This is a genomic window from Cellulomonas sp. Root137 (assembly GCF_001426725.1).
Lineage (GTDB): Bacteria > Actinomycetota > Actinomycetes > Actinomycetales > Cellulomonadaceae > Cellulomonas.
The window spans coordinates 2,216,099-2,238,933 of record NZ_LMFG01000001.1 but is presented as its reverse complement, the minus strand read 5'-3'; the positions used below and the strand labels follow the sequence as shown (position 1 = coordinate 2,238,933).

Annotated in this window: 18 protein-coding genes and 4 pseudogenes; 9 read left to right on the top strand and 13 right to left on the bottom strand. The window is 71.9% G+C overall.

Annotated elements, in window-relative coordinates:
* Positions 1 to 17 precede the first annotated feature (17 nt).
* On the bottom strand, positions 18 to 992 hold the full coding sequence (locus ASD18_RS10520) for an alpha/beta hydrolase fold domain-containing protein (RefSeq protein ID WP_056090322.1): 975 nt from the start codon (positions 990 to 992) through the stop codon (positions 18 to 20).
* On the bottom strand, positions 989 to 2,377 hold the full coding sequence (locus ASD18_RS10515) for an MFS transporter (RefSeq protein ID WP_056090319.1): 1,389 nt from the start codon (positions 2,375 to 2,377) through the stop codon (positions 989 to 991). The genes ASD18_RS10520 and ASD18_RS10515 overlap by 4 nt, the downstream gene beginning before the upstream one ends.
* A gap of 320 nt (positions 2,378 to 2,697) precedes the next feature.
* Here ASD18_RS10515 and ASD18_RS10510 point away from each other — a divergent pair, with 320 nt between their 5' ends.
* The gene (locus tag ASD18_RS10510; protein ID WP_082573757.1) at positions 2,698 to 3,492 is read left to right on the top strand and encodes an alpha/beta fold hydrolase; all 795 of its coding nucleotides are present in this window, start codon (positions 2,698 to 2,700) and stop codon (positions 3,490 to 3,492) included.
* A gap of 55 nt (positions 3,493 to 3,547) precedes the next feature.
* Here ASD18_RS10510 and ASD18_RS10505 read toward each other — a convergent pair whose 3' ends face one another.
* Entirely contained in the window at positions 3,548 to 3,745 is a 198-nt protein-coding gene (locus ASD18_RS10505) for a hypothetical protein (RefSeq protein ID WP_056090316.1), read from the bottom strand.
* Positions 3,746 to 3,987: 242 nt separating this feature from the next.
* Between ASD18_RS10505 and ASD18_RS10500 the strand changes: the two genes are divergently transcribed.
* Entirely contained in the window at positions 3,988 to 4,506 is a 519-nt protein-coding gene (locus tag ASD18_RS10500) for a pyridoxamine 5'-phosphate oxidase family protein (protein WP_056090312.1), read from the top strand.
* A gap of 81 nt (positions 4,507 to 4,587) precedes the next feature.
* Positions 4,588 to 4,770, top strand: a complete 183-nt coding sequence (locus ASD18_RS10495; protein WP_056090309.1) for a DUF1918 domain-containing protein — start codon at positions 4,588 to 4,590, stop codon at positions 4,768 to 4,770.
* A gap of 9 nt (positions 4,771 to 4,779) precedes the next feature.
* Here ASD18_RS10495 and ASD18_RS10490 read toward each other — a convergent pair whose 3' ends face one another.
* Positions 4,780 to 5,541 carry a deoxyribonuclease IV gene (locus tag ASD18_RS10490; RefSeq protein WP_200938601.1) on the bottom strand — a complete coding sequence of 254 codons (762 nt, stop codon included), beginning with the start codon at positions 5,539 to 5,541 and terminating at the stop codon, positions 4,780 to 4,782.
* Positions 5,542 to 5,587: 46 nt separating this feature from the next.
* Positions 5,588 to 6,004, bottom strand: coding sequence for a hypothetical protein (locus ASD18_RS10485; protein ID WP_056090306.1), 417 nt, complete (start codon positions 6,002 to 6,004; stop codon positions 5,588 to 5,590).
* A gap of 251 nt (positions 6,005 to 6,255) precedes the next feature.
* Between ASD18_RS10485 and ASD18_RS10480 the strand changes: the two genes are divergently transcribed.
* Positions 6,256 to 7,053 carry a transglutaminase family protein gene (locus ASD18_RS10480; RefSeq protein WP_056090304.1) on the top strand — a complete coding sequence of 266 codons (798 nt, stop codon included), beginning with the start codon at positions 6,256 to 6,258 and terminating at the stop codon, positions 7,051 to 7,053.
* Between the two features lie 4 nt (positions 7,054 to 7,057).
* On the opposite strand, the gene ASD18_RS10475 is transcribed toward ASD18_RS10480, so the two are convergent.
* From ASD18_RS10475 to ASD18_RS10465, 3 genes are all read right to left on the bottom strand, one after another.
* Positions 7,058 to 7,630: a VIT1/CCC1 transporter family protein gene (locus tag ASD18_RS10475; RefSeq protein ID WP_056090301.1), complete on the bottom strand. Its 573-nt coding sequence runs from the start codon at positions 7,628 to 7,630 to the stop codon at positions 7,058 to 7,060.
* An 86-nt stretch (positions 7,631 to 7,716) separates the two neighbouring features.
* Positions 7,717 to 9,648 carry a DNA primase gene (dnaG, locus tag ASD18_RS10470; protein ID WP_056090300.1) on the bottom strand — a complete coding sequence of 644 codons (1,932 nt, stop codon included), beginning with the start codon at positions 9,646 to 9,648 and terminating at the stop codon, positions 7,717 to 7,719.
* 41 nt (positions 9,649 to 9,689) lie between these two features.
* Entirely contained in the window at positions 9,690 to 10,988 is a 1,299-nt protein-coding gene (locus ASD18_RS10465) for a deoxyguanosinetriphosphate triphosphohydrolase (RefSeq protein ID WP_369817283.1), read from the bottom strand.
* A 113-nt stretch (positions 10,989 to 11,101) separates the two neighbouring features.
* Here ASD18_RS10465 and ASD18_RS21040 point away from each other — a divergent pair.
* Positions 11,102 to 11,504 (top strand): annotated as a pseudogene (locus ASD18_RS21040) (LacI family DNA-binding transcriptional regulator); the annotation flags it as partial.
* A 1-nt stretch (position 11,505) separates the two neighbouring features.
* Positions 11,506 to 12,295: pseudogene (locus tag ASD18_RS20740) on the top strand (substrate-binding domain-containing protein); the annotation flags it as partial.
* On the opposite strand, the gene ASD18_RS10450 reads toward ASD18_RS20740, so the two are convergent.
* From ASD18_RS10450 to ASD18_RS10435, 4 genes are all read right to left on the bottom strand, one after another.
* Positions 12,270 to 14,084, bottom strand: coding sequence for a glycoside hydrolase family 13 protein (locus ASD18_RS10450; protein ID WP_200938519.1), 1,815 nt, complete (start codon positions 14,082 to 14,084; stop codon positions 12,270 to 12,272). The pseudogene ASD18_RS20740 and the gene ASD18_RS10450 overlap by 26 nt on opposite strands.
* Positions 14,081 to 14,962 carry a sugar ABC transporter permease gene (locus ASD18_RS10445; protein WP_056090285.1) on the bottom strand — a complete coding sequence of 294 codons (882 nt, stop codon included), beginning with the start codon at positions 14,960 to 14,962 and terminating at the stop codon, positions 14,081 to 14,083. Before ASD18_RS10445 ends, ASD18_RS10450 begins: the two co-directional genes overlap by 4 nt.
* 1 nt (position 14,963) lies before the next feature.
* Complete coding sequence (locus ASD18_RS10440) at positions 14,964 to 16,580, bottom strand: ABC transporter permease subunit (protein WP_056090281.1); 1,617 nt, start codon at positions 16,578 to 16,580, stop codon at positions 14,964 to 14,966.
* 112 nt (positions 16,581 to 16,692) lie between these two features.
* Positions 16,693 to 17,931, bottom strand: coding sequence for an extracellular solute-binding protein (locus tag ASD18_RS10435; protein WP_056090278.1), 1,239 nt, complete (start codon positions 17,929 to 17,931; stop codon positions 16,693 to 16,695).
* A gap of 221 nt (positions 17,932 to 18,152) precedes the next feature.
* Here ASD18_RS10435 and ASD18_RS21535 point away from each other — a divergent pair.
* The 3 genes and pseudogenes from ASD18_RS21535 to ASD18_RS10425 form a co-directional block, all read left to right on the top strand.
* Positions 18,153 to 18,380, top strand: a pseudogene (locus tag ASD18_RS21535) (LacI family DNA-binding transcriptional regulator); the annotation flags it as partial.
* Between the two features lie 202 nt (positions 18,381 to 18,582).
* A pseudogene (locus tag ASD18_RS21530) lies at positions 18,583 to 19,329 on the top strand (substrate-binding domain-containing protein); the annotation flags it as partial.
* A gap of 254 nt (positions 19,330 to 19,583) precedes the next feature.
* Entirely contained in the window at positions 19,584 to 21,311 is a 1,728-nt protein-coding gene (locus ASD18_RS10425) for a glycoside hydrolase family 13 protein (protein ID WP_056090275.1), read from the top strand.
* A gap of 43 nt (positions 21,312 to 21,354) precedes the next feature.
* On the opposite strand, the gene ASD18_RS10420 is transcribed toward ASD18_RS10425, so the two are convergent.
* Positions 21,355 to 22,785, bottom strand: a complete 1,431-nt coding sequence (locus ASD18_RS10420; protein WP_056092031.1) for an alpha-amylase family protein — start codon at positions 22,783 to 22,785, stop codon at positions 21,355 to 21,357.
* Positions 22,786 to 22,835: the final 50 nt, after the last annotated feature.

Here is a 22,835-nt window from a genome sequence, read left to right as displayed (position 1 = left end):
GCGTGTCTGTGCGGGTGTCAGTGGTCGACGAGCCGTGCGGCGTCGACGATGGATCGATGGAACGCGGCCCCCTCGGCGAGGGCGTCACGCGCCTCGGGAAGCAGACGTGAGTAGTGCAGGAAGCCGTGGAGGACACCGTCGACCTGTCGCACCCGGTGCGGGACGCCGTGCTCGGTGAGCGCGTCGGCCAGGGCGAGCGTGTCGTCGAGCAAGGGGTCGAGGGTCGCGCCCAGCAGGTAGGTCGGCGGCAGCCCCGTCGACAGGTCCGCGCCCAGGCAGTCCAGGTACGGGTCGGTGAGGTCCGCGGGCGCGGACGTGTACGCGTCCAGGTACGACTCCAGGTCTGCCGGCGTCAGGCCGTCCCACTCGTTCCCGTACCGACGCCGGGACCGCGAGTCCCGCAGCCCGAACAGGCCGTAGTACAGGACGAGCGACTCGACCACCGGCCCGCCGTGGTCCCGCAGCCACAGCGTCGTCGCGAGGGCGAGGTTGGCGCCCCCGGAGTCGCCGGCGAACGAGACCCGTCCGCCGGCGACCCCGTGCTGCTCGGCACGATCAGCGATGTGGCGCGCCGCCGCGGCGCACTCGTGCACCGCTCGAGGGAACTTCGCCTCAGGCGACAACGAGTAGTCCACACCGACCACCACGGATCCGGCGGCCGCCGCGAGCGTCCGCATGATCCGGTCGTGCGTGTCGAGCCCCCCGACGACGAACCCACCCCCGTGCAGGTAGGCCACACAGGAGCGGGCGTCGCCGCCGGGGTGGTACCACCGGACCCTGAGCCGTCCGTAGGGTCCGTCGACCATCTCCTCCGACGTCGCGACCATCGCGGGGCCGCCCTCGTTCCAGTACGCCCGCTCGGTGGCGTACCGGATGCGCTGCTCCGCGGGGTCCGCGGCGCCGGACGGCTCCGCCCCCGAACGGACGGACTGCAGCCGCAGGACCTCGCGCATGCGCTCGGTCAGCAAGGGGGTGACGTCGGTGGTGCTCATCGCGCGGCGACGGCCTCGTGCTCGTCCCGCGCCGCAGCCGCGGCCGCCGCAAGCTCCTCGGCCTTCGTGTACGCCTCGTCGAGGCGAACCTTGTTCCGCTTCACGTACATCGCCAGTCCGGCGGCGCACAGGGCCGCGATGACGGCACTGGCCGCGAGGATCCAGAAGATCTTCGGGTAGGCCGACCCCTCGTCTCCGGCCGCCGCAGCGTCGTCGATGATCGAGCCGAACCAGGTGCTCGAGAACGTGTCGGGCAGGAAGCCGACGAGCGACACGACTCCCGTCGCGGCGCCGAACACCGCCAGGGAGACCTTGCCCTCGGTCAGCTGGCTCGACACGATGCCGAACACGCCGTTGGCGATGAAGCCGAGCGCCACGCCGATCGACGCGACGCCGACGATCATCCCGGTGCCGGCCGGCAGGGAGGCCGGCACCGGGACGATCGCCAGGAAGGCGATCCCGAAGGCCGCGATCAGCGAGCCGATCCAGATCACCCGCGACGGTCGCTTGGCCTTGTGCGCCAGCGCTCCGAAGATCGGCCCGGCGAGGAGGGTCACCCCGTACTGCCGCAGCACGCTCGTGATGTTGTTGAACGTGCCGTCCGCGCCGAGGTACCCCAGGTACGTGGTCGCGTAGTTGACGCCCGTGTAGAAGAAGTAGACGAAGAAGACCGTGATCGCGGTGATGAGGACGACCGGGTTGGACAGCGCCCCGAGGGCGTCGACGACGACCTCCTTCACGCTGCGGAACTCACCGACCTCGCCGACGAACTTCGGGATGAACACGATCGAGAGCACGCCGAGCGCCAGCAGCAGGGCGGCGTAGAACAGCAGGAACGCGCGGAACGCCTCGGGAGACGTCGACCCCATCTGGGCCAGGATCAGCGTGCCGACCAGCCCCACCAGGAAGCCCGCGGCTCCGTAGATGCCGTAGCTGACGCCGATGTTGCGCGAGTACTCGCTCTCCTCGGAGATGAGCCGCACCAGCTTGTAGCGGACCCCCCACCACAGCAGGATCGTGCTCAGGCCCATGCCGACGAAGATCAGCAGCAGCGTGCTGAACGACGGCAGCGTCGCGTACCAGAAGGTGAGGGCGGCGGTGAGCAGGAACCCGGTCGCCGAGAGCGTCCGCATCCGCAGCCGGTCGGCGACCAGGCCCGAGGGCAGGTAGCAGATGGTCGCGGTGATCGCGTAGGCCGACAGCAACGCACCGATCTGGGTGTTCGTCAGGCCGAGCGCGACCTGCTGGGCGTCGTAGAACGCGTTCTTGAGGTACGCCGGCCCGTAGATCGTCGAGCTGCCTGCGCTCACCAGGATGAGGACCAACCATCGCCGGGTCGTCGTCAGGTTCGACGCCCTCATCTCTCCTGCGGCGTTGACCGCCATGTGCCCTCCTCGGCTGGTGCGCCTCTTGCCGGCGCGAACCGGACCAGGCTCGCCGCGGGTAGCGCACGGAAGGCAGGACCTTCGGCACCTTGTGAACGGCGTGCGTAGCCGAAAGGACCAAAGTGAGTACGCGCCGCTCCCGTTCAGGGGCCCGGGGCAGCCAGTCGACGCAGATGTGCGACACGCCGGGTGACCGCGTGGCATGCGGCGTGGCGGGCGGAGGACACGACCGGGCCGCATACTGACGCGGTCGCGGAAGCGGGGTCGGGTCCGCTGGCGGACTCGTCTCGACCGCCTCCCCCACCACGTCCGGAGCCTCCATGCCTCGACGGCCGGCCCTTCCCGACGCTGCGACCGGTACCACCGCGTCCATCTCGGGACTCCTCCGGCACGTCGTGCGGGTCGGGGAGCACGAGCTGGCGGTGCTGTCCTCGGACGGCGACACCGACGCACCCGCCTTCGTCCTGGTGCACGGCCTGGGCATGTCCCACCGCTACCTCGAGCGCCTCGGGCGCGAGCTGCGACGCACCGGGACGACCCACTGCGTCGACCTGCCCGGCTTCGGCGGCAGGCCGAAGCCGGACGGCCCGCTGACCATCGAGGAGGGGGCCGCGCTGATCGGCGGAGCGCTGGACGCGATGGGACTGGACCGCGTGACTCTCGTCGGTCACTCGATGGGCGCTCAGTTCGCCACGGAGCTCGCGGCGCAGCGCCCCGATCTCGTCACGCACCTGGTGCTCATCGGGCCCGTCACCGATCCGGCACGTGCGCGCCCGCTCTCGCAGGCTCGGGACCTCGTGCGCGACGCGGTCAAGGAGCCACCCTCGGGCAATGCCATGGCACTCCTGGACTACCTGCGGTGCGGCCCTCGCTGGTACCTGACCGAGCTGGCTCCGATGCTGGCGTACCGGACGGACCAGGCGCTGCGCAGGGTCATCGCCCCCACCCTGGTGATCCGCGGCGAAGACGACCCTGTCGCCCGCCGTCCGTGGTGTGCGCAGCTGGCATCGGCGGCGGTCGCGGGCACGCTCGTCGAGATCCCCCGCCATCGGCACCTCGTGCAGCACACCGCGGCGGGGATGACCGCGGCCGCCATCGCCGGACTCGCCCGATGACCATCCAGTCCCGCGCCTCCCGGCCTGGAGACCTACGTGCGCACCGCGTCTGTCGTCAGCCCACCCGGCGCGCGCGGAAGTCGTCGGCGATCTGCTGAGCCTGACCGACCACGAGCTGCCGGTAGGTCGCATACCGGCTGGCGATCTCGTCGTTGTCGGTGCCGCGCTCGCTGGCGTCCTGCCAGGCCCGCTTCGCCGCGCGGATGTCGCCGTCGGTGACGTCGATGCGCCAGGTCGCCTCGTCGTTTCCCATGGCCCCAGCATCGCCTCTGACTGGCAGTCATGGGACGAACGTCCCACGCCTTCACCCCTCCATTCACACCCCCGAGGGACGCCACCCACCGTGTCTGCGGCGTGTCGTGACCCGAGTCGCCGCCTCCTGCGACTCGGTCGACGCCTCCGCCGTCGCGCGCGAGGGACCTTGGGCCCTGCCGTGCGCGGCAGTCCGGCGACACGCTGGTCGGACGGCACAGGCGACGTCGCCAGGACGAAGGGATGAGGACCGTGGAGCGCGAGGACGGGCCGGCGCACCGGCCGACGAGCGAGGACGTGTGGCGCGCGATCGAGAGGGCGTCGTTCGCGGTGCTCAGCCATCTGACGCCGACGGGCGAGCCGCGGTCCAGCGGCGTCGTCTACGTCGCGACAGGGGGCCGGATGTACGTCGCGGTGGCGCCCGACAGCTGGAAGGCGCGACACCTCGCGGACGACGGACGGCTCGCCGTGACCGTGCCGGTGCGGCGCGGAGGGCTGCTGTCCCTCGTCCTCCCGATCCCGCCCGCGACGGTGAGCTTCCACGCGACGGCGGTCGTGCACCCGGCCGGAGCAATGCCGGAGGCACCGGAGCGGCTGGCGTCCCTGGTCCCGCCCGAGCGCCGCGCCGAGTGCCGGATCATCGAGATCCAGCCGGTGGGGCAGTTCCTCACCTACGGCATCGGCGTGTCCCTGAGCGATCTGCGCAGCCCCGCGGCCGCGCGCGCCCGGGTGCCCGTCCCACCGCTGCACGAGGTCTCGTAGATCGTCCTGCTGGACGAACTTTGCCACGGGACGCGACGTGTCCGTGCCAGTCGTCCTAGCCTGGGCAGTGAGGTGAGGACGATGCACGCAGAGGTCGGTGACAAGGTCGTCATCCATGGCCGGACCGTGGGGACGGCGGACCGCGGCGGGACGGTGATCGAGGCGCGTGGCGCGGACGGCCCGTACGTCGTGCGGTTCGACGACGGGCACGAGACGCTCGTGTTCCCCGGGCCGGACCTGACGGTGGTGCGGACGAGAGCCTGAGACTGACGCTCAGCCGGCGAGCGCCGCCCGCAGGAACGCGATGTCCTCGGCCTGGGTCTCGGCCGGGGTCTCCACGAGGGCGTCGCACGCGGCCTCACGCACCACGTGGGCGATGAGCTCGGGCGGGATCGTGCCCGAGGCGAAGCCCGCGTGCCGGTCCCGCGCGGACGCCGCCGGGTCCCGTGAGCTGTTCGCGTGCACGAGGTCGACCCGGCCGGTGATGGCGCGCACGCGCTCCACGACGGTCTCGAGGTCCTCGCCCGCGGCCCAGGCGTGGCAGGTGTCCAGGCAGAGGCCGACGTCGTACTGACCGATCGCGTCCCAGAGCATCGCGATCCGGTCGAGAGTGCGCGCGCACGCGTTCTCCCCGCCGGCCGTGTTCTCGACGAGCACGCGGACGGGGAACGTGGCGCGCTCGAACGTCTTGCGCCAGTTGTCGATGCCGACAGCGATGTCGTCGCCGTCGCCCACGTGACCGCCGTGGACCACGAGCCCGCGTGCGCCCAGGCTCGCCGCCGCGGCCGCGTGCTGGGCGATCATGTTGCGGCTCGGGATGCGGATCCGGTTGTTCGTGGACGCGACGTTGACCAGGTAGGGCGCGTGCGCGTACACCCCGAGGCCGGAGGCGACCAGCGCGTCGGCGTCGTCGCGCGGCACCGGCTTCTTCCAGCCCTGGGGGTCCGCCAGGAACAGCTGCACGCTGTCCGCACCCGTCTCGGCGGCCGCCGCCACCGGGTCGTCGCCGCGCACGTGAGCGCCGATGAGCACCACGTCGATCTCCTTCCGGTCGGCCACGCGCCAGGCTAGACCAGCAGCGCTAGGCCGCCATCCCGTACCCGGAGCTGCGACGTCGCACCCGACCGCCGTCGTCGACCACCTGGTCGGCCTCGACGCGTGCGCGCGGCTCCACCAGGACGTCCCGTCCAAGGCGTGCGCCCGCGCCGATCCGTGCGCCGTCCCCGACGTGCGTGCCGGGTCCCACGTGCACGTTCCGGTCCACCAGCACGTCGGTGCCGATCACCGCGCCCGCGTCGATCCAGCTCCCCGCTCCCACGCGCGAGCCGTCGCCGATGATCGCGCCGGCCTCGACGTACGCGGTCTCCGCCAGCCAGGCCCCTTCGTGGACCCGCGCCGTCGGGGCGACAGGGCCTCGGCCGTTCTCGTGGCGCACGTACCGGACCATCTGGCCCTGCTCGTCCTCGAACTCCACACGGCCTGCTGTCCGTCGCGTCATGGTGCTCCTCACCACTAGTCGTCATCATTCTCGTGTGACATAACGAGCGAGGATGCCGAAGGATTCCAGGGGGTTCGGGACCGCCTTCCGGGGCCGTCGTCCCGGCCCCCCGGCCGCCGTCGCAGAACGCCCTGACCTGCACCTTCACGGGGGTGTGTCCGCGGGCTGGACGGATGGCCCCGCGAGCCTCACACTTGCGCCTGCCCCCTTGGATGGTCCGGCCGCCGATGGCCGGGAAAGGACCCCCGGCCGTGCTGCGCACCGTCACCTCGCACCTGTCCTTGGACGTGCGCACCCCGCTCGAGATCCTGCTCTCCGTCGCCGTCGCGGACGGTGCCTACGACCGCTCCGAGATCCTCTCGGTGCGGCACGAGGACGGCCCGATGGACGTCTCCGAGATCAAGACGGCCCACGGCGGTCGCATGCACCGCGTGCTCGCTCCGGCGGGCCGTCTGGTGGTCGACTACCAGGCCACGATCACCGGCCAGGCCGACCTGCCCGCCATCGAGGACGTCGACCTGGTCGAGTACCGGCGGCCCAGCCGCTACGCGGACTCCGACCGGCTCCTGGCCTTCGCCCGGGACCAGTTCAAGGGCCTCGAGGGCCCCGAGCTGCTCGACGCGGTCGTCGCCTGGGTCACCGGGCACGTCACGTACCTGTCGGGCTCGAGCCTGCCGACCGACGGCGCCACGGACACCCTGCTCAAGCGCCGGGGCGTGTGCCGCGACTTCGCACACCTCGTCGTCGCGCTGCTGCGGGCCAAGGACGTGCCCGCCCGCCTCGCCTCCGTCTACGCGCCCGGGCTCAAGCCCATGGACTTCCACGCGGTCGCGGAGGCCTACGTGGACGGTGCGTGGCACGTGGTCGACGCCACGAGGCTGGCCCCGCGCGAGTCGCTGGTCCGGATCGCCACGGGCCGGGACGCCACCGACACCGCGTTCCTGTCCTACTACGGCGGCCAGCTCTCCATCCGGGCCATGACCGTCACCGCGGCGGTGCACGCACTCCTGCCGACGACCGGCGCCACGGGGCTCGTCCCGCTGCGGTGAGCGGCTAGATCGACAGCCCGACCAGCGAGCCCACCGCGTAGGTCACGGCCATCGCGATCGAGCCCCCGAGCACGTTGCGGACCACGGCCCGCCGCGGCTCTGCGTCGCTGAACCGCGCCGCGACCAGTCCCGTGAGGACCAGCGCGACGACGACCGCGGCGAACGTGGCCGGCGCCCGCACGGCACCCCAGGGGGCCAGCACGACGAGCAACGGGACGAGCCCGCCGACCAGGAACGCGCCGAGCGACGCCACGGCTGCGTGCCACGGGTTCGTGTACTCCTCGGGACCCGTCACCACCAGCGTCGGCAGCACCCGCCCGCGCCGCACGGCGGACCGCTCCGCGTCGCGCTGGCTGCTCACCGACACGTACTCCCCCGCCGCCATGGACAACGCTCCGGCGACGAGCGCGGCGATGCCCGCGAGTGCGATCGTGCCCACCGGCGTGGCCGCGCCGGCGACGCCGAGCACGGTCGCGGCGACCGAGACGATGCCGTCGTTGGCGCCGAGGACACCGGCGCGCAGCCAGTTCAGGCTCCTCAGCGTGGGGGCCGGTCGGTGCGTCTGGAGGACGGTCATACCTCCACGGTAGGCACCCCGGGGCGGCTTGTCATCGAAGCAAAGCCTGCCCTGACCTGCGGTAACGCAGGATTGCCTCACCTATGTCAGGCGCTCTCCCGCAGGTTCCGGCGGCGGCCCTCGACCTCGACGAGCTCCGCGAACGCGGCCTGGTAGGCGGCCGGGTCGGCCTCGGCGTCCATCCGCTGCAGGCGTCCGCGGAGATCGGCGATGTGCCGCGTGAACCCGATCTCCACCAGGCGGAGCACGACGCCCTTCACGTACCCCTCGAGCGACTCCGGCCGGTCCTCGGGCAACGGGGCCACGGCCAGCTCGGTGACCAGCGCGCGCACCGGCTCGGCCGCCTGCTCGATCACGGCCCCCACCCAGCCGGTCGATCCGCCCGAGCTCTGCAGCAGCGGGCGCGCGACGGTCAGTCCGCCGGCCGCGCGGATCGCCTCGTGCACGGCGCGGTACGCGGGGGCGCCGAAGGCGTCGGACGGCAGCTCGTCGAAGTCCGGGGCCACGAGGTCGGGGCGCTGCAGCACGACCTCCAGGGCGGTCCGCTCGATCTGCGCGACCGGGTCCCGGCGGTCCGGCACGGGCATGCGGGCGACCGGCACCTGCACCGGCTCGGACGACGGGCGCTCGGTGCGGGGGGCGGCGGGTCGGGTCGACGGGGACGCGCCCTGCACCGCTCGGCGTACGGAGTCCTGGTCGTCGATCCCCAGCCAGCCCGACAGCAGCCTCGTGTACTCGGGGCGCAGCCCGGCGTCGCGGATCCCCGCGACGATCGGAGCCGCCGCCCGCAGCGCGCCGATCCGGCCCTCGGCGGTGCGCAGGTCGTACGACGCGAGGGTGGAACGGATGACGAACTCGTAGAGCGGGGTCCGGCCGGCCACCAGGGCGCGGACGGCGTCCGGTCCCTTCGCCTGGCGGAGCTCGCACGGGTCCATGCCCGACTTCTCGACGGCGACGAACGTCTGCGCGGAGAACGACTGGTCCTCGCCGAACGCCCGCAGCGCCGCCTTCTGGCCGGCCGCGTCACCGTCGAACGTGAAGATGATCTCCCCGCCGACGGAGGCCCCCGACGCCAGCTGCACTCCCCCGCTGGACCCCGAGTCGCCGATCAGCCGGCGCACGATCCGGGCGTGGTCCGAGCCGAACGCGGTCCCGCACGTGGCGACGGCGGTGCCGACGCCCGACAGGTGCATGGCCATGACGTCGGTGTACCCCTCGACGACGACGACGCGCTTGTCGCGCTGCAGGTCCCGCTTGGCCAGGTCGATCCCGTAGAGCACGTGCGACTTCTTGTAGAGCGGGGTCTCCGGGGTGTTCAGGTACTTGGGTCCCTGGTCCTCGGCGAACAGGTGGCGCGCCCCGAAGCCGACGGTCTCCCCCGTCACCTCACGGATGGGCCAGACCAGCCTGCCGCGGAACCGGTCGTACACGCCGCGCTGCCCCTGGCTGACCAGCCCGGAGAGCGTGAGCTCCGCCTCGGTGAACCCGCGACCGCGCAGGTGGCGCATGAGCGAGTCCCAGCCCTGGGGCGCGAACCCGACGCCGAAGTCGGCCGCTGCCGTGCGGTCGAACCCCCGCTCAGCGAGGAACTGACGGCCCGCTGCGGCCGCCGGGGTGCTCAGCTGCTCGCGGTAGAACTCCTCGGCGACCTTGTGCGCCTCGATGAGCCGACGACGCTTGCCGGGCTCCTCACCGGGACGCGGCGCACCGCCCTCCTCGTACCGGAGCTGCAGCCCGACCTTGCCGGCCAGGTACTCGACCGCCTCGGAGAAGCCCAGGCCGTCGACCTTCTGCACGAAGTCGATGACGTCGCCGCCCTCGCCGCAGCCGAAGCAGTGGTAGCGGCCGACCTGGGGGCGCACGTGGAAGGAGGGTGAGCGCTCGTCGTGGAACGGGCACAGGCCCTTCATCGAGCCCACGCCCGCGGACCTCAGCGTGACGTGCTGCCCGACGATCTCCTCGATGTGGGCACGCTCGCGGACCGCTTCCACGTCCTCCCGCCGGATGCGTCCTGCCACGCGAGGAGTCTAGGCGTCGGCGCCCACCCGGAAGACCGGGTTCACACGAGCGCCGCAGGGCCGCCGTGCCGGGGCGGGTGGACCAGCCGCGCGTGCAGCTCGGCCGCCGAGACGTCGGTGAGCGAGGCCACCTGGTCGATCACCACGCGCAGGCGGGCGCCGTCGTCGGCCGCCTCCGCCCAGTCCGCGGCGAACGGGGGCTCGAGGGCGATCGGCGCCCGGTCGGACAGCACGTGCACCAGGTCCACCAGGACCTCGCGCTGCCGGTGGTAGAGGGGTTCGAGCTCACGCGGGGCCATCACGTAGGCGACCGCGAGGCCCTTGAGCACCAGGATCTCCGCGAGGGTCTCGTGCGGCACGATCAGGTCCGCCGCGTACCGGGTGAGCGGCCCCGGCCCGTACTCCTGCCGGGTGGCCAGCTGGGAGGCCTTGGCGAACCGGCCGATGAGCTGGCTGGTGGAGTCCTTGAGCGAGGCCAGCGCGGCGCGGGAGCCGTCGAAACCCGGGCGCCACAGCTGAGCCGCCAGGAGCCGGTCCATCGCGTCCTGCAGGCCGTCGGCGCTCACCCCGTCGCCATACCAGGTCTGCACGGCCTCGACCACGCGGTCGCGCTCCTCCGGGACGGCCAGCACCTCGAGGTCCAGGCGCCCGCCGACGACGGCGTCCTCGACGTCGTGCACGGAGTAGGAGATGTCGTCCGCCAGGTCCATGACCTGCGCCTCGAGGCACTTGCGGCCGTCCGGAGCATGCTCGCGCAGCCACTCGAACACCGGCAGGTCGTCCTCGTAGACGCCGAACTTGTGCGTCGGTCTCCCGCTGGCCGCGCTGACGGGACCCTGCAGGTGCCGCCACGGGTACTTCACCGAGGCGTCGAGGCTGGCGCGGGTGAGGTTGAGCCCGACCGCACGCCCGTCGGGGGCCACGACCTTGGGCTCCAGCCGGGTGAGCAGGCGCAGAGTCTGCGCGTTGCCCTCGAACCCGCCGATGTCCTTGGCCAGGTGCGCGAGCGCCCGTTCCCCGTTGTGCCCGAACGGGGGGTGCCCGAGATCGTGGGCGAGGCAGGCGGTGTCGACGATGTCGGGGTCGCACCCCAGCGCCTTGCCGATCTCCCGGCCCACCTGCGCGACCTCGAGCGTGTGCGTGAGCCGCGTGCGCACGAAGTCGTCGGACGACGGCCCGAGCACCTGCGTCTTGGCCCCCAGCCGCCGCAGCGCCGAGGAGTGCACCAGACGTGCGCGGTCGCGCTCGAACGCCGTACGCTCACGGGACTTGACCGGCTCCTGCACCCAGCGCTCCCGGTCGGCGTCGACGTAGCCGTCGACGTCGAGGGACTGGTCCAGTGCGGTCACGGGGCCAGCGTAACGAGCGGGGCCGACGGGGTGGTCTCAGCCGATGCCCGGCGGACCGTCCCCCACCGGCGCGCGCGAGTGTGCAACGCTCTCGCAGCGACATCATGAACGGCGACGGACGAGGAGGTCAGGTGTCCCCTACGCTGCCGCCTGTGCGTACCCGCCTGACGGATCTGGCCGAGCAGGCCGGCGTCAGCACGGCCACGGTGTCCCGGGTCCTGAACGGCAAGCACGGCGTGTCCGCCCAGGCCCGCCAAGCCGTCCTCGCCGCCCTCGACGTGCTCGGCTACGAACGACCCGAGAAGCTGCGCACCCGCTCCGCCGGCCTGGTCGGCCTCGTCGTCCCCGAGCTGTCCAACCCCGTGTTCCCCGCCTTCGCCCAGGTCATCGAGACCATGCTCACCGAACGCGGCTACACCCCCCTGCTGTGCACCCAGTCCCCCGGCGGCACCACCGAGGACCAGTACGTCGAGATGCTCCTGGAGCACAACGTCGACGGCATCGTGTNGGGTCGGCCCACGGCGGTCCAGGTCATCGAGACCATGCTCACCGAACGCGGCTACACCCCCCTGCTGTGCACCCAGTCCCCCGGCGGCACCACCGAGGACCAGTACGTCGAGATGCTCCTGGAGCACAACGTCGACGGCATCGTGTTCGTCTCCGGGCTGCACGCCGACACCACCGCGTCCAAGGAGCGCTACCACCGGCTGCGCAGCCGCGGGATGCCCATCGTCCTGATCAACGGTCACGCCGACGGCGTCGACGCCCCCTCGGTCTCCACCGACGACTCCGCCGCCCTGGACATCGCCCTCCGCCACCTGATCTCCCTCGGCCACCGCAGCATCGGGCTGGCCATCGGCCCCGAGCGCTTCGTGCCGGCCGCCCGCAAGCGCCACGAGTTCGCTGCCAACCTCGAGCGCCACCTGGGCATCTCCGACCCCGACGGGCACGTGGTCACGACGCTGTTCACGGTCGAAGGCGGTCAAGCCGCCGCCCTGGAACTCATCGACTCCGGCCACACCGCGATCATCTGCGGCTCCGACCTCATGGCCCTCGGTGCCATCCGCGCCGCGCGGTCCCGCGGGCTGACCGTGCCGGGCGACCTGTCCGTGGTCGGCTTCGACGACTCCCCGCTGATCGCGTTCACCGACCCGCCCCTGACCACCGTGCGCCAACCGGTCCTGGCCATGGGCCACGCCGCCGTCGCCGCCCTGGTCGCCGAGATCACCGGCACCCCCGCCTCGCGCACCGAGCTCAAGTTCCACCCCGAGCTCATGGCAGGGCGAGCGCCCCGTCCACGAGGGGCAGGTCGGCGCCGCCGTAGAGGTTCTGCGCCGACGCCGCCTCGAGCAGGTGACCCGGCAGCGCGGCGCCCGCCCAGGGCGCCCGCGCGAGGAGCACCAGGACGCGTTCTTCGGCGGTCTCGCGCAGGAACGCCACCGCGTCGTCGGTGACCACGGCCCAGCGCAGCCCGCCGGTGCGCAGGGCGCCCGAGGACCGGCGCAGCGCGGCGAGGCGCCGGTACGTCTCGAACGTGCTGCCGTCCCAGTGCGAGCCACCGCCGGCGTCGATGTCGTCCCACGGCATGCTGGCGCGGGCCTGCTCCCCGTTGGACCCGGTCAGGCCACCCTCGTCGCCCGCGAACACCACGGGCGTGCCCGGGTACGTGAAGAGCATGGCGGCGGCCACCTCGACGCGCTCCCGGGTACCGACAACCGTGTGCAGTCGGGCCGTGTCTTGCGACGCCAGCATGTTCCACTGGTGCCGCGTCACCGACCACGGCACGACCGCGTCGAAGTCCCGCATCGAGTCGACCATGGTGCGCCCGCCCCGGCGGGGCACGGGGACCGGCATCCCGATGAACGGCAGGCTGCTGTCCGGCTCCACGAGCCACGACCACACCGGGCGCGTGAACGCCGAGTAGTTCATGTTCACGTGCCAGCCGCCGACGCCCATGTCCGAGCTGGCGTCGTGGAAGTGCTCCGAGACGAGGACGGCCTCGGGGTTGTGCGCGCGCATCGTGGCGCGGATCATCCGGGCGACCTCGTGGGTCTGGTCCTGGCTGCCGTAGCGGCCGGTCATGTTGGCGACGTCGATCCGCCAGCCGTCGAGGTCGAACGGCTCGCGCATCCACCGGGCGATGACCGAGTCGGGACCGTCGACCATGCGCGCCGCCAGTCCGGGAGCGGACCAGTCGAGCTTCGGGAGGGACGCGTGCTCCAGCCAGCCGACGTACCCGGGCTCCTCGTCGGTCCGGTAGTAGAACCGGGCCTCCTCGCTCGACGGGTCCACCTGCGCGCGGACGAACCACTCGTGGCCCGCGCCGGTGTGGTTGGTGGTGAGGTCACCGACCAGGCGCATCCGCCGCGCGTGCAGGGCGGCGGACAGCGACGCGAGCGCGGCGTCGCCGCCGAGGAGCGGGTCGACGTGGTCGAACGTGCTCGCGTCGTAGCGGTGGTTGGACCGCGCCGGGAAGACGGGCGTGAGGTACAGGGTGTCGACGCCGAGGCGCTGCAGGTGGTCCAGCCGCGACTCGATCCCCGGCAGGTCGCCACCGAACCACTGCGCGGACGTGTCGCGTCCGAGCGCGGCCGGCTCCGTCCCCCACGGCACGGGACGGGCCCAGTCCGGCGCCGGGCCGACGGGCTCGCCATGGTGCCCGGTGGAGCGGGCGAACCGGTCCGGGAACACCTGGTAGACCATCGCGGAGTCGAGCCACGCGGGTGCCGGGTCGTGCGCCGTGAGGCGGAAGTCCGCGGCGTCCGGGATGTCACGGCGGTGTGTCCCGCGGCCGTTGAGCCACCGGTACCCACCGGCCTCGTCGAGCAGGAACCGGTAGCTGGTGAGCGGGTTGTGCACCAGGACGTCGGCGACGTACCAGCGCTCGTGCTCCGTGACCCGGTCCAGCCGCGCCTGCTCGAGCCGGGGCTCCCCGTCCCGGACCGTGCGCAGCCAGACTGCGCGCTCGGCGTTCTCGGCAGGGACGCGCACCCGGACGGGCACCCGCTCACCGAGGGCGGCCCCGGGCGGCGCGTACAGAGGCGAGCCGTCGTGGTGGGGATCGCCGAGCAGGTGCACTGACGTCACCCCTTGACCGAGCCTGCCGTCAGGCCGGCGACGATGTACTTCTGCAGGAAGAGGAACAGGAGGATCACGGGGATGGCCGCGAGCACGGCACCCGCCGCGAACAGGCCCCACCTCGCCGTCCGCTCGTCGGCAGCCCAGAAGTAGAGCCCCACGGCGAGCGTGAACTCCTCGGGCCGCTGCAGGACGACCTTCGCGACGATGAACTCCCCGAACGTCCCGATGAACGACAGGAGCCCGACGACGGCGAGGATGGGCGCCACCAGCCGCAGGATGATCGTCCAGAAGATCTGCGCGTGGGTGGCGCCGTCGATCTTCGCCGCCTCGTCCAGCTCCCGCGGCACGGTGTTGAAGAACCCGTACATGAGGAACGTGTTCACCCCGAGCGCGCCGCCCAGATACACCGCGATCAGCCCGAACCGGCTGTTGAGGCCGAGCACCGGAAACACGTCGCCGATCGACAGCAGCAGCAGGAAGATCGCGACGAAGGCCAGCATCTGCGGGAAGATCTGCACGATCAGCAGGCCGGTCAGGCTGGACCGCCGGCCCTGGAACCGGAACCGCGAGAACGCGTACGCCGCTGCTCCGCCCATGAGGACCGTGCCCACGGCGGTCACCGTGGAGACCACGAGGGAGTTGACGAACCAGCTCCCGTAGCCCCGGCCCCACAGGTCGCGGTAGTTCTCCAGGTCGATCGTGCGGAACAGCTGGTTCGACCCGGTCAGCGTGCCGCCCGGGTTCAGGGACGCCGACAGCACATAGAGGAGCGGCAGGATGCAGGCCGCGATCGTCACGATGGCGACGACGTGCCGCCAGCCGACCTCGAGCCACCAGCGCCGCCCACGCAGCTGCAGGTCCCGCTTCACGGCGGTGTCGGCCATCTCAGATCTCCTCGAGGGTGCGGGTGCGGCGGAAGCCGAGCCAGGCGATGAGGCCGACGACCACGAAGATCAGGATCGACAGCGCGCTCGCCAGGCCGTACTGCTTGGTCCCGCTCTCGAAGGCCACGGAGTAGACCATCGTGATGAGGATGTCGGTGTGGCCCACCACGACCGGTGTCCCGACGAAGTTGGGGCCGCCGCCGGTCAGCATGTAGATCAGCGTGAAGTTGTTGAAGTTGAACGCGAACGAGGAGATCAACAGCGGCGCCACCGAGATCATGAGCAGCGGCAGCGTCATGGAGCGGAGGATGCGCATCCTGCCCGCACCGTCGATGCGCGCGGCCTCGATGGTGTCCTCCGGGATCGACTGCAGCGCGCCGGTGCAGACCAGGAACATGTACGGGAAGCCGAGCCAGAGGTTGACCATGAGGATCGACACCTTGGCCAGCCACGGATCCGTCAGCCACGGGATGTCCGCACCACCCAGCAGGACCTCGTTGATGTAGCCGAACTTCGGGTTGAGCATGCCCTTCCAAACCAGCGCGGAGAGGAACCCCGGGAAGGCGTACGGGAGGATCAGCAGCGACCGGTAGACCTTCCGGCCGCGGACGCGCGGGTCGTTGAACACGATCGCGAGGAACAGCCCGAGGGCGAACGTGGTGGCCACCGACAGCGCGGCGAACACGAACGTCCAGGCGGTGATCTGCAGGAACGGCCCCGTCAGCCGGGGGTCGTTGAAGACGCGCGTGAAGTTGTCGAAGCCGACACCGACCCGCCAGCCCGGGGTGAGCCGGTCGCCGTCCTCCGAGACGAAGTTGCCGGAGTCCGACGGGGTGTACGTCTCGCCCGTCGCCGTGTCGGTGAACGTGTCGGTCTCGGGGTCGTACACCAGCGTCGGCTGGTAGACGTATCCGGTCGAGCCGTCCTGGGTGCGCACCGACCCGTCGGCGGAGTCGTCGGAGAGCGGGACGCGCAGGGCGGTGATCGCCTCCTGGTCCTCGGCGATCCCGGCGAACCCGAGGACCTCCCAGCCGGGGACAGCGGTGGCCCGGTCACCGTCGACCGAGGCGCCGTCGACAGGCGCGAACGGCTCGTCGGCCGTACCGACCTCCACCTCGCCGTCCTGCACGATGGCGAAGCCGAGCTCGTCGCCGCTGCGCACCACGGTCACCGGCAGCGTCGGGGAGCCCTCGACGCGGGTCTCGGTCTGGATCGCGATGGACTCGATCGCGTCGGACTTGGTCGAGTTGTGGCCGTCGCCGTAGTTCGTGAACGCCACGTAGCCGGTGTAGGCCATGACGAACAGCTGGTAGACCAGCAGGAAGAGCAGTCCGGGGACCAGATACTTCCCGGGGACCGCGCGGCGGGAGAAGTAGACCCAGTTCACGACCACGAGCGCCAGGGCGAGGAACGCGACGATGCCCCAGGACTCCACGGCCAGCGCGGTCAGGATGCCGTAGACGCCCAGCGCGTCGACGAGGGCGACGAGCACGAGCTTGGCGAGGAAGCCCGCCGAGAAGTTCCGGGCATGCGAGCCGTCACCGCGCGAGCGGCGCGGCGACCTGGTGCCGGGCTCCTCCGGAGGGGCGGGGGGCGCCACGGTCTGCTGGTCGGTCATGCGGGTCCTCCGGGACGCGGGTCACTGCTGCAGGGATCGCCGCGACGGTGCGGCGAGGGCAAGGACATCCCGCCGGGCGGCTGCGCGCCACCCGACGGGACGTCCTGGACCGTCAGACCTTGTCGACGGCGTCCTGGATGTTGGTCACCATCGTGTTCCATGCACCGGCAGGCTCCGCCTGGCCGCTGATGATCTGCGCCTCGGTGGCGCCCCAGAAGGCCCACACCGTGCTCATGGCCGGGATCGCCGGCATGGGGGCACCGGTCGAGCCTGCGTCGTTGAAGCCCTTGAGGATCGGGTCCTCGACCTTGGCGGCGGAGGCGGCGTTGGCCGGCATGCGGCCACCCTCAGCGAACAGCATGTCCTGCGCGGCCTCGGTGGACAGGTAGTTCACGACGAGCTCGTTGGCGAGGACCGGGTTCTCCGACTTGGCCGAGATGAAGACACCCTGGACCCCGACGAACGGCTGGGCGGGCTGGCCGCCGGCGCTCGGGACGGGGAGCACGGAGATGTCCATGCCCGCCTCGGCGAACGCCGAGGTGTTCCACGGGCCGGTGATCATGTACGGCGCCTGGCCGTCGAGGAACGCCTGCTTGGCCTTGTCGCCGTCGATCGCGAGGTCGAGGACCTTGTCGGTGCCCAGCTTGGCCAGGTACGCGGCGAACGCCTCACCGGCGGGGCCGCCGAGGGCGAGCGTGTCGGTGTAGGAGCCGTCCGCGGACTGCTCGAACACCGGGGCGCCGAACGAGGTCTGCAGCGGGTACAGGTGGTACGGGTCGGACGCCTCGCCCTGCTGGATCAGCACGGAGAACGGGGTGCCCGTGCCCTTGGCCTGGGCGACCAGCTCGTCGAACGTCGTCGCGGTGGTCTCCGTGAGGAGCGCGTTGTTGCGGACCAGCGCGATGTTCTCGATGGAGATCGGCGTGCCGTAGATCTTGCCGTCGTAGGTGACGCCGGCGATGGCCGAGTCCGAGAAGTCCGCCGCCTTGTCGCCCAGCTCGATGGGGGCCACGACGCCGTTGTTGACCCACTCGCCGAGGCCGTCGTGCGCCGAGACGATGATGTCCGGGCCCTCGCCCGTCGGGACCTGCGCGACGAAGTCCTTGCCGATGTCGCCCGAGGCCTTCTGGACGAGCTCGACCTCGACGCCGGTCTCCTCGGTGAAGGCGGCGACGACCGGCTCCATCTCGTTGATGCGGGTGTCGTCGACCCACATCGTCAGCGTGCCGCTGGCCGTCGCGTCGGTGCCGGCGCTGGTCTCCGTGTCAGCCGGGTCGGCCGACCCGGAGCAGGCGGCGAGGGCGAGCGTGATGCCCAGGGCCGCAGCGGTGAGGGGGATGCTCCGTCGCATCGTGAGTCTCCTAGATCGTGAGAATGCCGCTCGGCAGATCCCGACGATCGACCGGCGCTGGCGTGATGTCGTGACGGTAACCTCGTTGTCTCATCGGCTGCAAGTCGTTACGGTAAGTTGCAGCGAACTGTTGCAGAAGCGTGATTAAGGGCGATCCCTCCGGCTTCTCGCGTCGGTTGCGACCCGGACAAAGGAGTGACGTGGCCCCCACCGTGCCCATCGTGCGTACCCGTCTGACGGATCTGGCCGAGCAGGCCGGCGTCAGCACGGCCACGGTGTCCCGGGTCCTGAACGGCAAGCACGGCGTGTCCGCCCAGGCCCGCCAGGCCGTCCTCGCCGCCCTCGACGTCCTCGGCTACGAACGACCCGAGAAGCTGCGCACCCGCTCCGCCGGCCTGGTCGGCCTCGTCGTCCCCGAGCTGTCCAACCCCGTGTTCCCCGCCTTCGCCNCTCGGCTACGAACGACCCGAGAAGCTGCGCACCCGCTCCGCCGGCCTGGTCGGCCTCGTCGTCCCCGAGCTGTCCAACCCCGTGTTCCCCGCCTTCGCCCAGGTCATCGAGACCATGCTCACCGAACGCGGCTACACCCCCCTGCTGTGCACCCAGTCCCCCGGCGGCACCACCGAGGACCAGTACGTCGAGATGCTCCTNGGTCATCGAGACCATGCTCACCGAACGCGGCTACACCCCCCTGCTGTGCACCCAGTCCCCCGGCGGCACCACCGAGGACCAGTACGTCGAGATGCTCCTCGAGCACCACGTCGACGGCATCGTGTTCGTCTCGGGCCTGCACGCCGACACCACCACCAGCAAGGACCGCTACCACCGGCTGCGCAGCAGCGGCATGCCGATCGTGCTGGTCAACGGGCATGCCGAGGGTGTCGACGCACCGTCGGTGTCGACCGACGACTCCGCGGCGCTCGACCTCGCGTTCCGCCACCTCGTGTCGCTCGGCCACCGCAGCATCGGTCTGGCCATCGGCCCGGAACGGTTCGTGCCGGCCGCCCGCAAACGGGTGGAGTTCGCCGCGAACCTGCAGCGCCACCTCGGCATCACCGACCCCGACCCCCACGTCGTCACCACGCTGTTCACGGTCGAGGGCGGTCAGGCGGCCGCTCTCGAGCTCATCGACTCCGGGCACACGGCGATCATCTGCGGTTCGGACCTCATGGCCCTCGGTGCCATCCGCGGCGCCCGGTCCCGCGGACTGACCGTGCCGGGCGACCTGTCCGTGGTCGGCTTCGACGACTCCCCGCTGATCGCGTTCACCGACCCGCCCCTGACCACCGTGCGCCAACCCGTCCTGGCCATGGGCCACGCCGCCGTCGCCGCCCTGGTCGCCGAGATCACCGGCACCCCCGCCTCGCGCACCGAGCTCAAGTTCCACCCCGAGCTCATNCGTCCTGGCCATGGGCCACGCCGCCGTCGCCGCCCTGGTCGCCGAGATCACCGGCACCCCCGCCTCGCGCACCGAGCTCAAGTTCCACCCCGAGCTCATCGTCCGCAGCTCCACCGGAGCCGCACCCACGGCCCCGTCAACCACCCTGACCTCGGTCGCTGTGACCGCTGAGGCTCCCGCCGTAGTCTGATCAGATCCCCTGATCGGCAACGGCGCCTCCCCCTGTGAACACCCCGAAGTGAGGCATGCCCGCATGACGACGATCGACACCCGACCCCTGCGCACCCTGGTGCACACCGCCGGATCGCCCGACGGCGAGTGGTGGCGGGATGCCGTGATCTACCAGGTCTACCCGCGCTCGTTCGCGGACGCGTCCGGCGACGGCATCGGTGACCTGCCCGGCATCACCTCGCGCCTGGACCACCTCGCCGAGCTCGGCGTGGATGCCGTCTGGCTGTCCCCGTTCTACCGGTCCCCGCAGGCCGACGCCGGGTACGACGTGGCCGACTACCGCGACGTGGACCCGCTGTTCGGCACGCTCGACGACTTCGACGCCATGCTCGAGCGCGCCCACCGCCTCGGCCTGCGCGTGATCGTCGACCTGGTGCCCAACCACACCTCCGACGAGCACGTCTGGTTCCAGGCCGCGCTGGCCGCCGGCCCGGGCTCCCCGGAGCGCGCCCGGTACCTGTTCCGCGACGGACGGGGCGTGGACGGGTCGGAGCCGCCCAACAACTGGCAGTCGATCTTCGGCGGACCTGCCTGGACCCGGACCACCGACCCCGACGGCACGCCCGGCGAGTGGTACCTGCACCTGTTCGACTCGCGGCAGCCGGACCTCGACTGGGAGCACCCCGAGGTCCGCTCCGAGTTCGAGGACGTCCTGCGGTTCTGGCTCGACCGCGGGGTCGACGGGTTCCGCATCGACGTCGCGCACGGCATGGTCAAGGCGCCCGGGCTGCCCGACTGGGACGGGCATGTGTCCATGATCGAGGGGTCCGACGACACGGAGGCGGTGTCGGGGTCCGGCAACCAGGGCCCGATGTTCGACCAGGACGGCGTGCATGACATCTACCGCGCGTGGAACAAGGTGCTCGCCGAGTACCCGGGCGACCGTGCGCTCGTCGCCGAGGCGTGGGTGGAGCCGTTGTCGCGGCTGACCCGGTACGTGCGCCCCGACGAGATGCAGCAGGCCTTCAACTTCGCGTTCCTGGCCACGCACTGGGACGCCCCGGCGCTGCGCACCGTCGTCGAGGCCTCCTACCGCGCCTCGGACGCCGTCGGCGCGCCGACCACCTGGGTGCTGTCCAACCACGACGTCGTCCGGCACGCCTCCCGCCTCGGCCTGGCGGAGCCGGGCTCGCGGCCCAACGGCATCGGGCACGGGGACGAGCAGCCCGACGAGACCCTAGGCCTGCGCCGGGCGCGGTGCGCGTCGCTGCTCATGCTCGGCCTGCCCGGTTCGGCGTACCTGTACCAGGGCGAAGAGCTCGGCCTGCCGGACCACACCTCGCTCGACGACGACCTGCGCCAGGACCCCGCGTTCTTCCGGACCGGCGGCGCCGAGCGCGGCCGCGACGGCTGCCGCGTCCCGCTGCCGTGGGCGTCGGACGCGGACGGCTTCGGGTTCTCCCCGACCGGCGTGACCTGGCTCCCGCAGCCCGCAGAGTGGGCGTCGTACGCCCTGGACGCCCAGCGCGGCGTCGCCGGCTCCACGTACGAGACCTACCGGTCGGCGCTCCAGCTGCGCCGGGAGTCGGGCCTCGGTTCCGGCGGCATGGAGTGGCTGCACGGCCTGGGCGACGACGTGATCGCGTTCGTCAACCGGGACGTGCTGGTCGTCGCCAACCTCGGCACCGAGCCCGTCGTCCTGCCCGAGGGCGCCGACGTGCTGCTGGCGTCGGTCGACCACGCGGTGGACGCGGACGGCACGGTGCTCGTCCCCTCGGACGCGACCGTCTGGGCGCGCTTCACGGTCTGATCGGACCCGGAACGGCCCCGCTGCGGCGGGGCCGTTCTCGTGTTCAGGGGCGAGCGGTCACGTCCCATGCCTGCGCGGTCCTGGGCGGGACGGTCACCGCGAGGACGCCGTCCTGCACGGTCGACCCCGCGCAGTCCCCCGTCGCGAGCACGTCGCAGTAGTCGCCGTCGGCCAGGCTCGTCGGCAGCTCGGCGCGCAGCTCGTCGTCGCCGGAGTTGACGACGACGAACCCGCGCTCGCCGCGGCCGAACGCCACCGCGCTGCCCTCGGACCAGACGTCGACGACGGGCGCGTCTCCCACGACGGAGCGCCAGCCGACCACGCCGGCGATCGCGGGCCAGCGGTGCTGGCACACCCAGTCGCCGTCCGCGAGGTCCGCGCCCGGGCCGGGAGCAGCGCCGCACGACGCGTCGAGCACCGCGCCCTCGGCGTCCTGCGGAGGTCCGGCGTCGCGGTCCGAGAAGGCGTACCCCGTGTAGACCGCGGGTGTGCCATACGTGCCGGCGAGCATGAGCACCGTGGCCAGCGCGTAGTCCTCGGCGTCGGCGTAGCTGAGCGTCGAGCCGTTGCGCTCGGTGTCGTGGTTGTCGACGAAGATCACCGCGGCGTCGGACGGCACGTACCCGGACGTGGTGCCCAGGTCGAGGACCCGCTCGGGCGAGCTCGCCAGCACGCCCTGCACGTCCTTGCCCCACGCGAACTCGTAGACCCGGCCGTTGGCCAGGTACTGCTCCGGCGTGATCGGCTCGCCGCTGCCGCGGATGACCTCCTGCGCGATGCCCGTCCCCTCGGGCAGGCCCGCGACGATCGCCGCGACGTCCTGCGCAGGCAGGTGCTTGGCGGCGTCGATGCGGAAGCCGTCGACGCCGAGCGAGAGCAGGTCCTGCAGGTACGCGACGATCGTCGACCGCACGCGGTCGGTCTCCGTGGCGAGGTCGGCCAGGTTGACCAGCTCGCACGTCTGCACCTGGGCGGCGTCCTGGTAGACGGAGATGTCGTCGTTGGGGGTCAGTCCGCAGTGGTGGAAGTCGGCGTCGGTGTAGAGGCCGGGGTACGCGTAGTGCGAGTAGGACGATCCCGCCCAGCCCGTGCCCGGCGCCTCCTGCCCGGTCATGTGGTTGACCACCGCGTCGGCCCACACGTCCACGCCGGCGTCGTGGCAGGTCGCCACCATGTCGGCGTACTCCTCGCGGGTGCCGAGGCGCGACTCCACCCGGTAGCTCACGGGTTGGTAGGAGGTCCACCACTCCTCGCCGAGGACGTGCTCCTGCGGCGGGCTGGTGAGCACCCAGCCGTAGCCGGCCGGTCCCAGGCTGTCGGTGCACTCCGTCGCGATGGCGTGCCAGGTCCACTGGAACATCTGGACCCCGACGTCGCGTGTGCGCGTCGCTGCGGGCTCCGGTGGCGCGCTGCATCCGGCCAGGAGCAGGAGGGCGCCGAGCAGGGCGGTCGCGCGGGCGGGCAGGTGCGTCATCGTCACCACCGGGGGTGGGCCGCAACTCGTTGCAGCAACTTGCAGGTCGG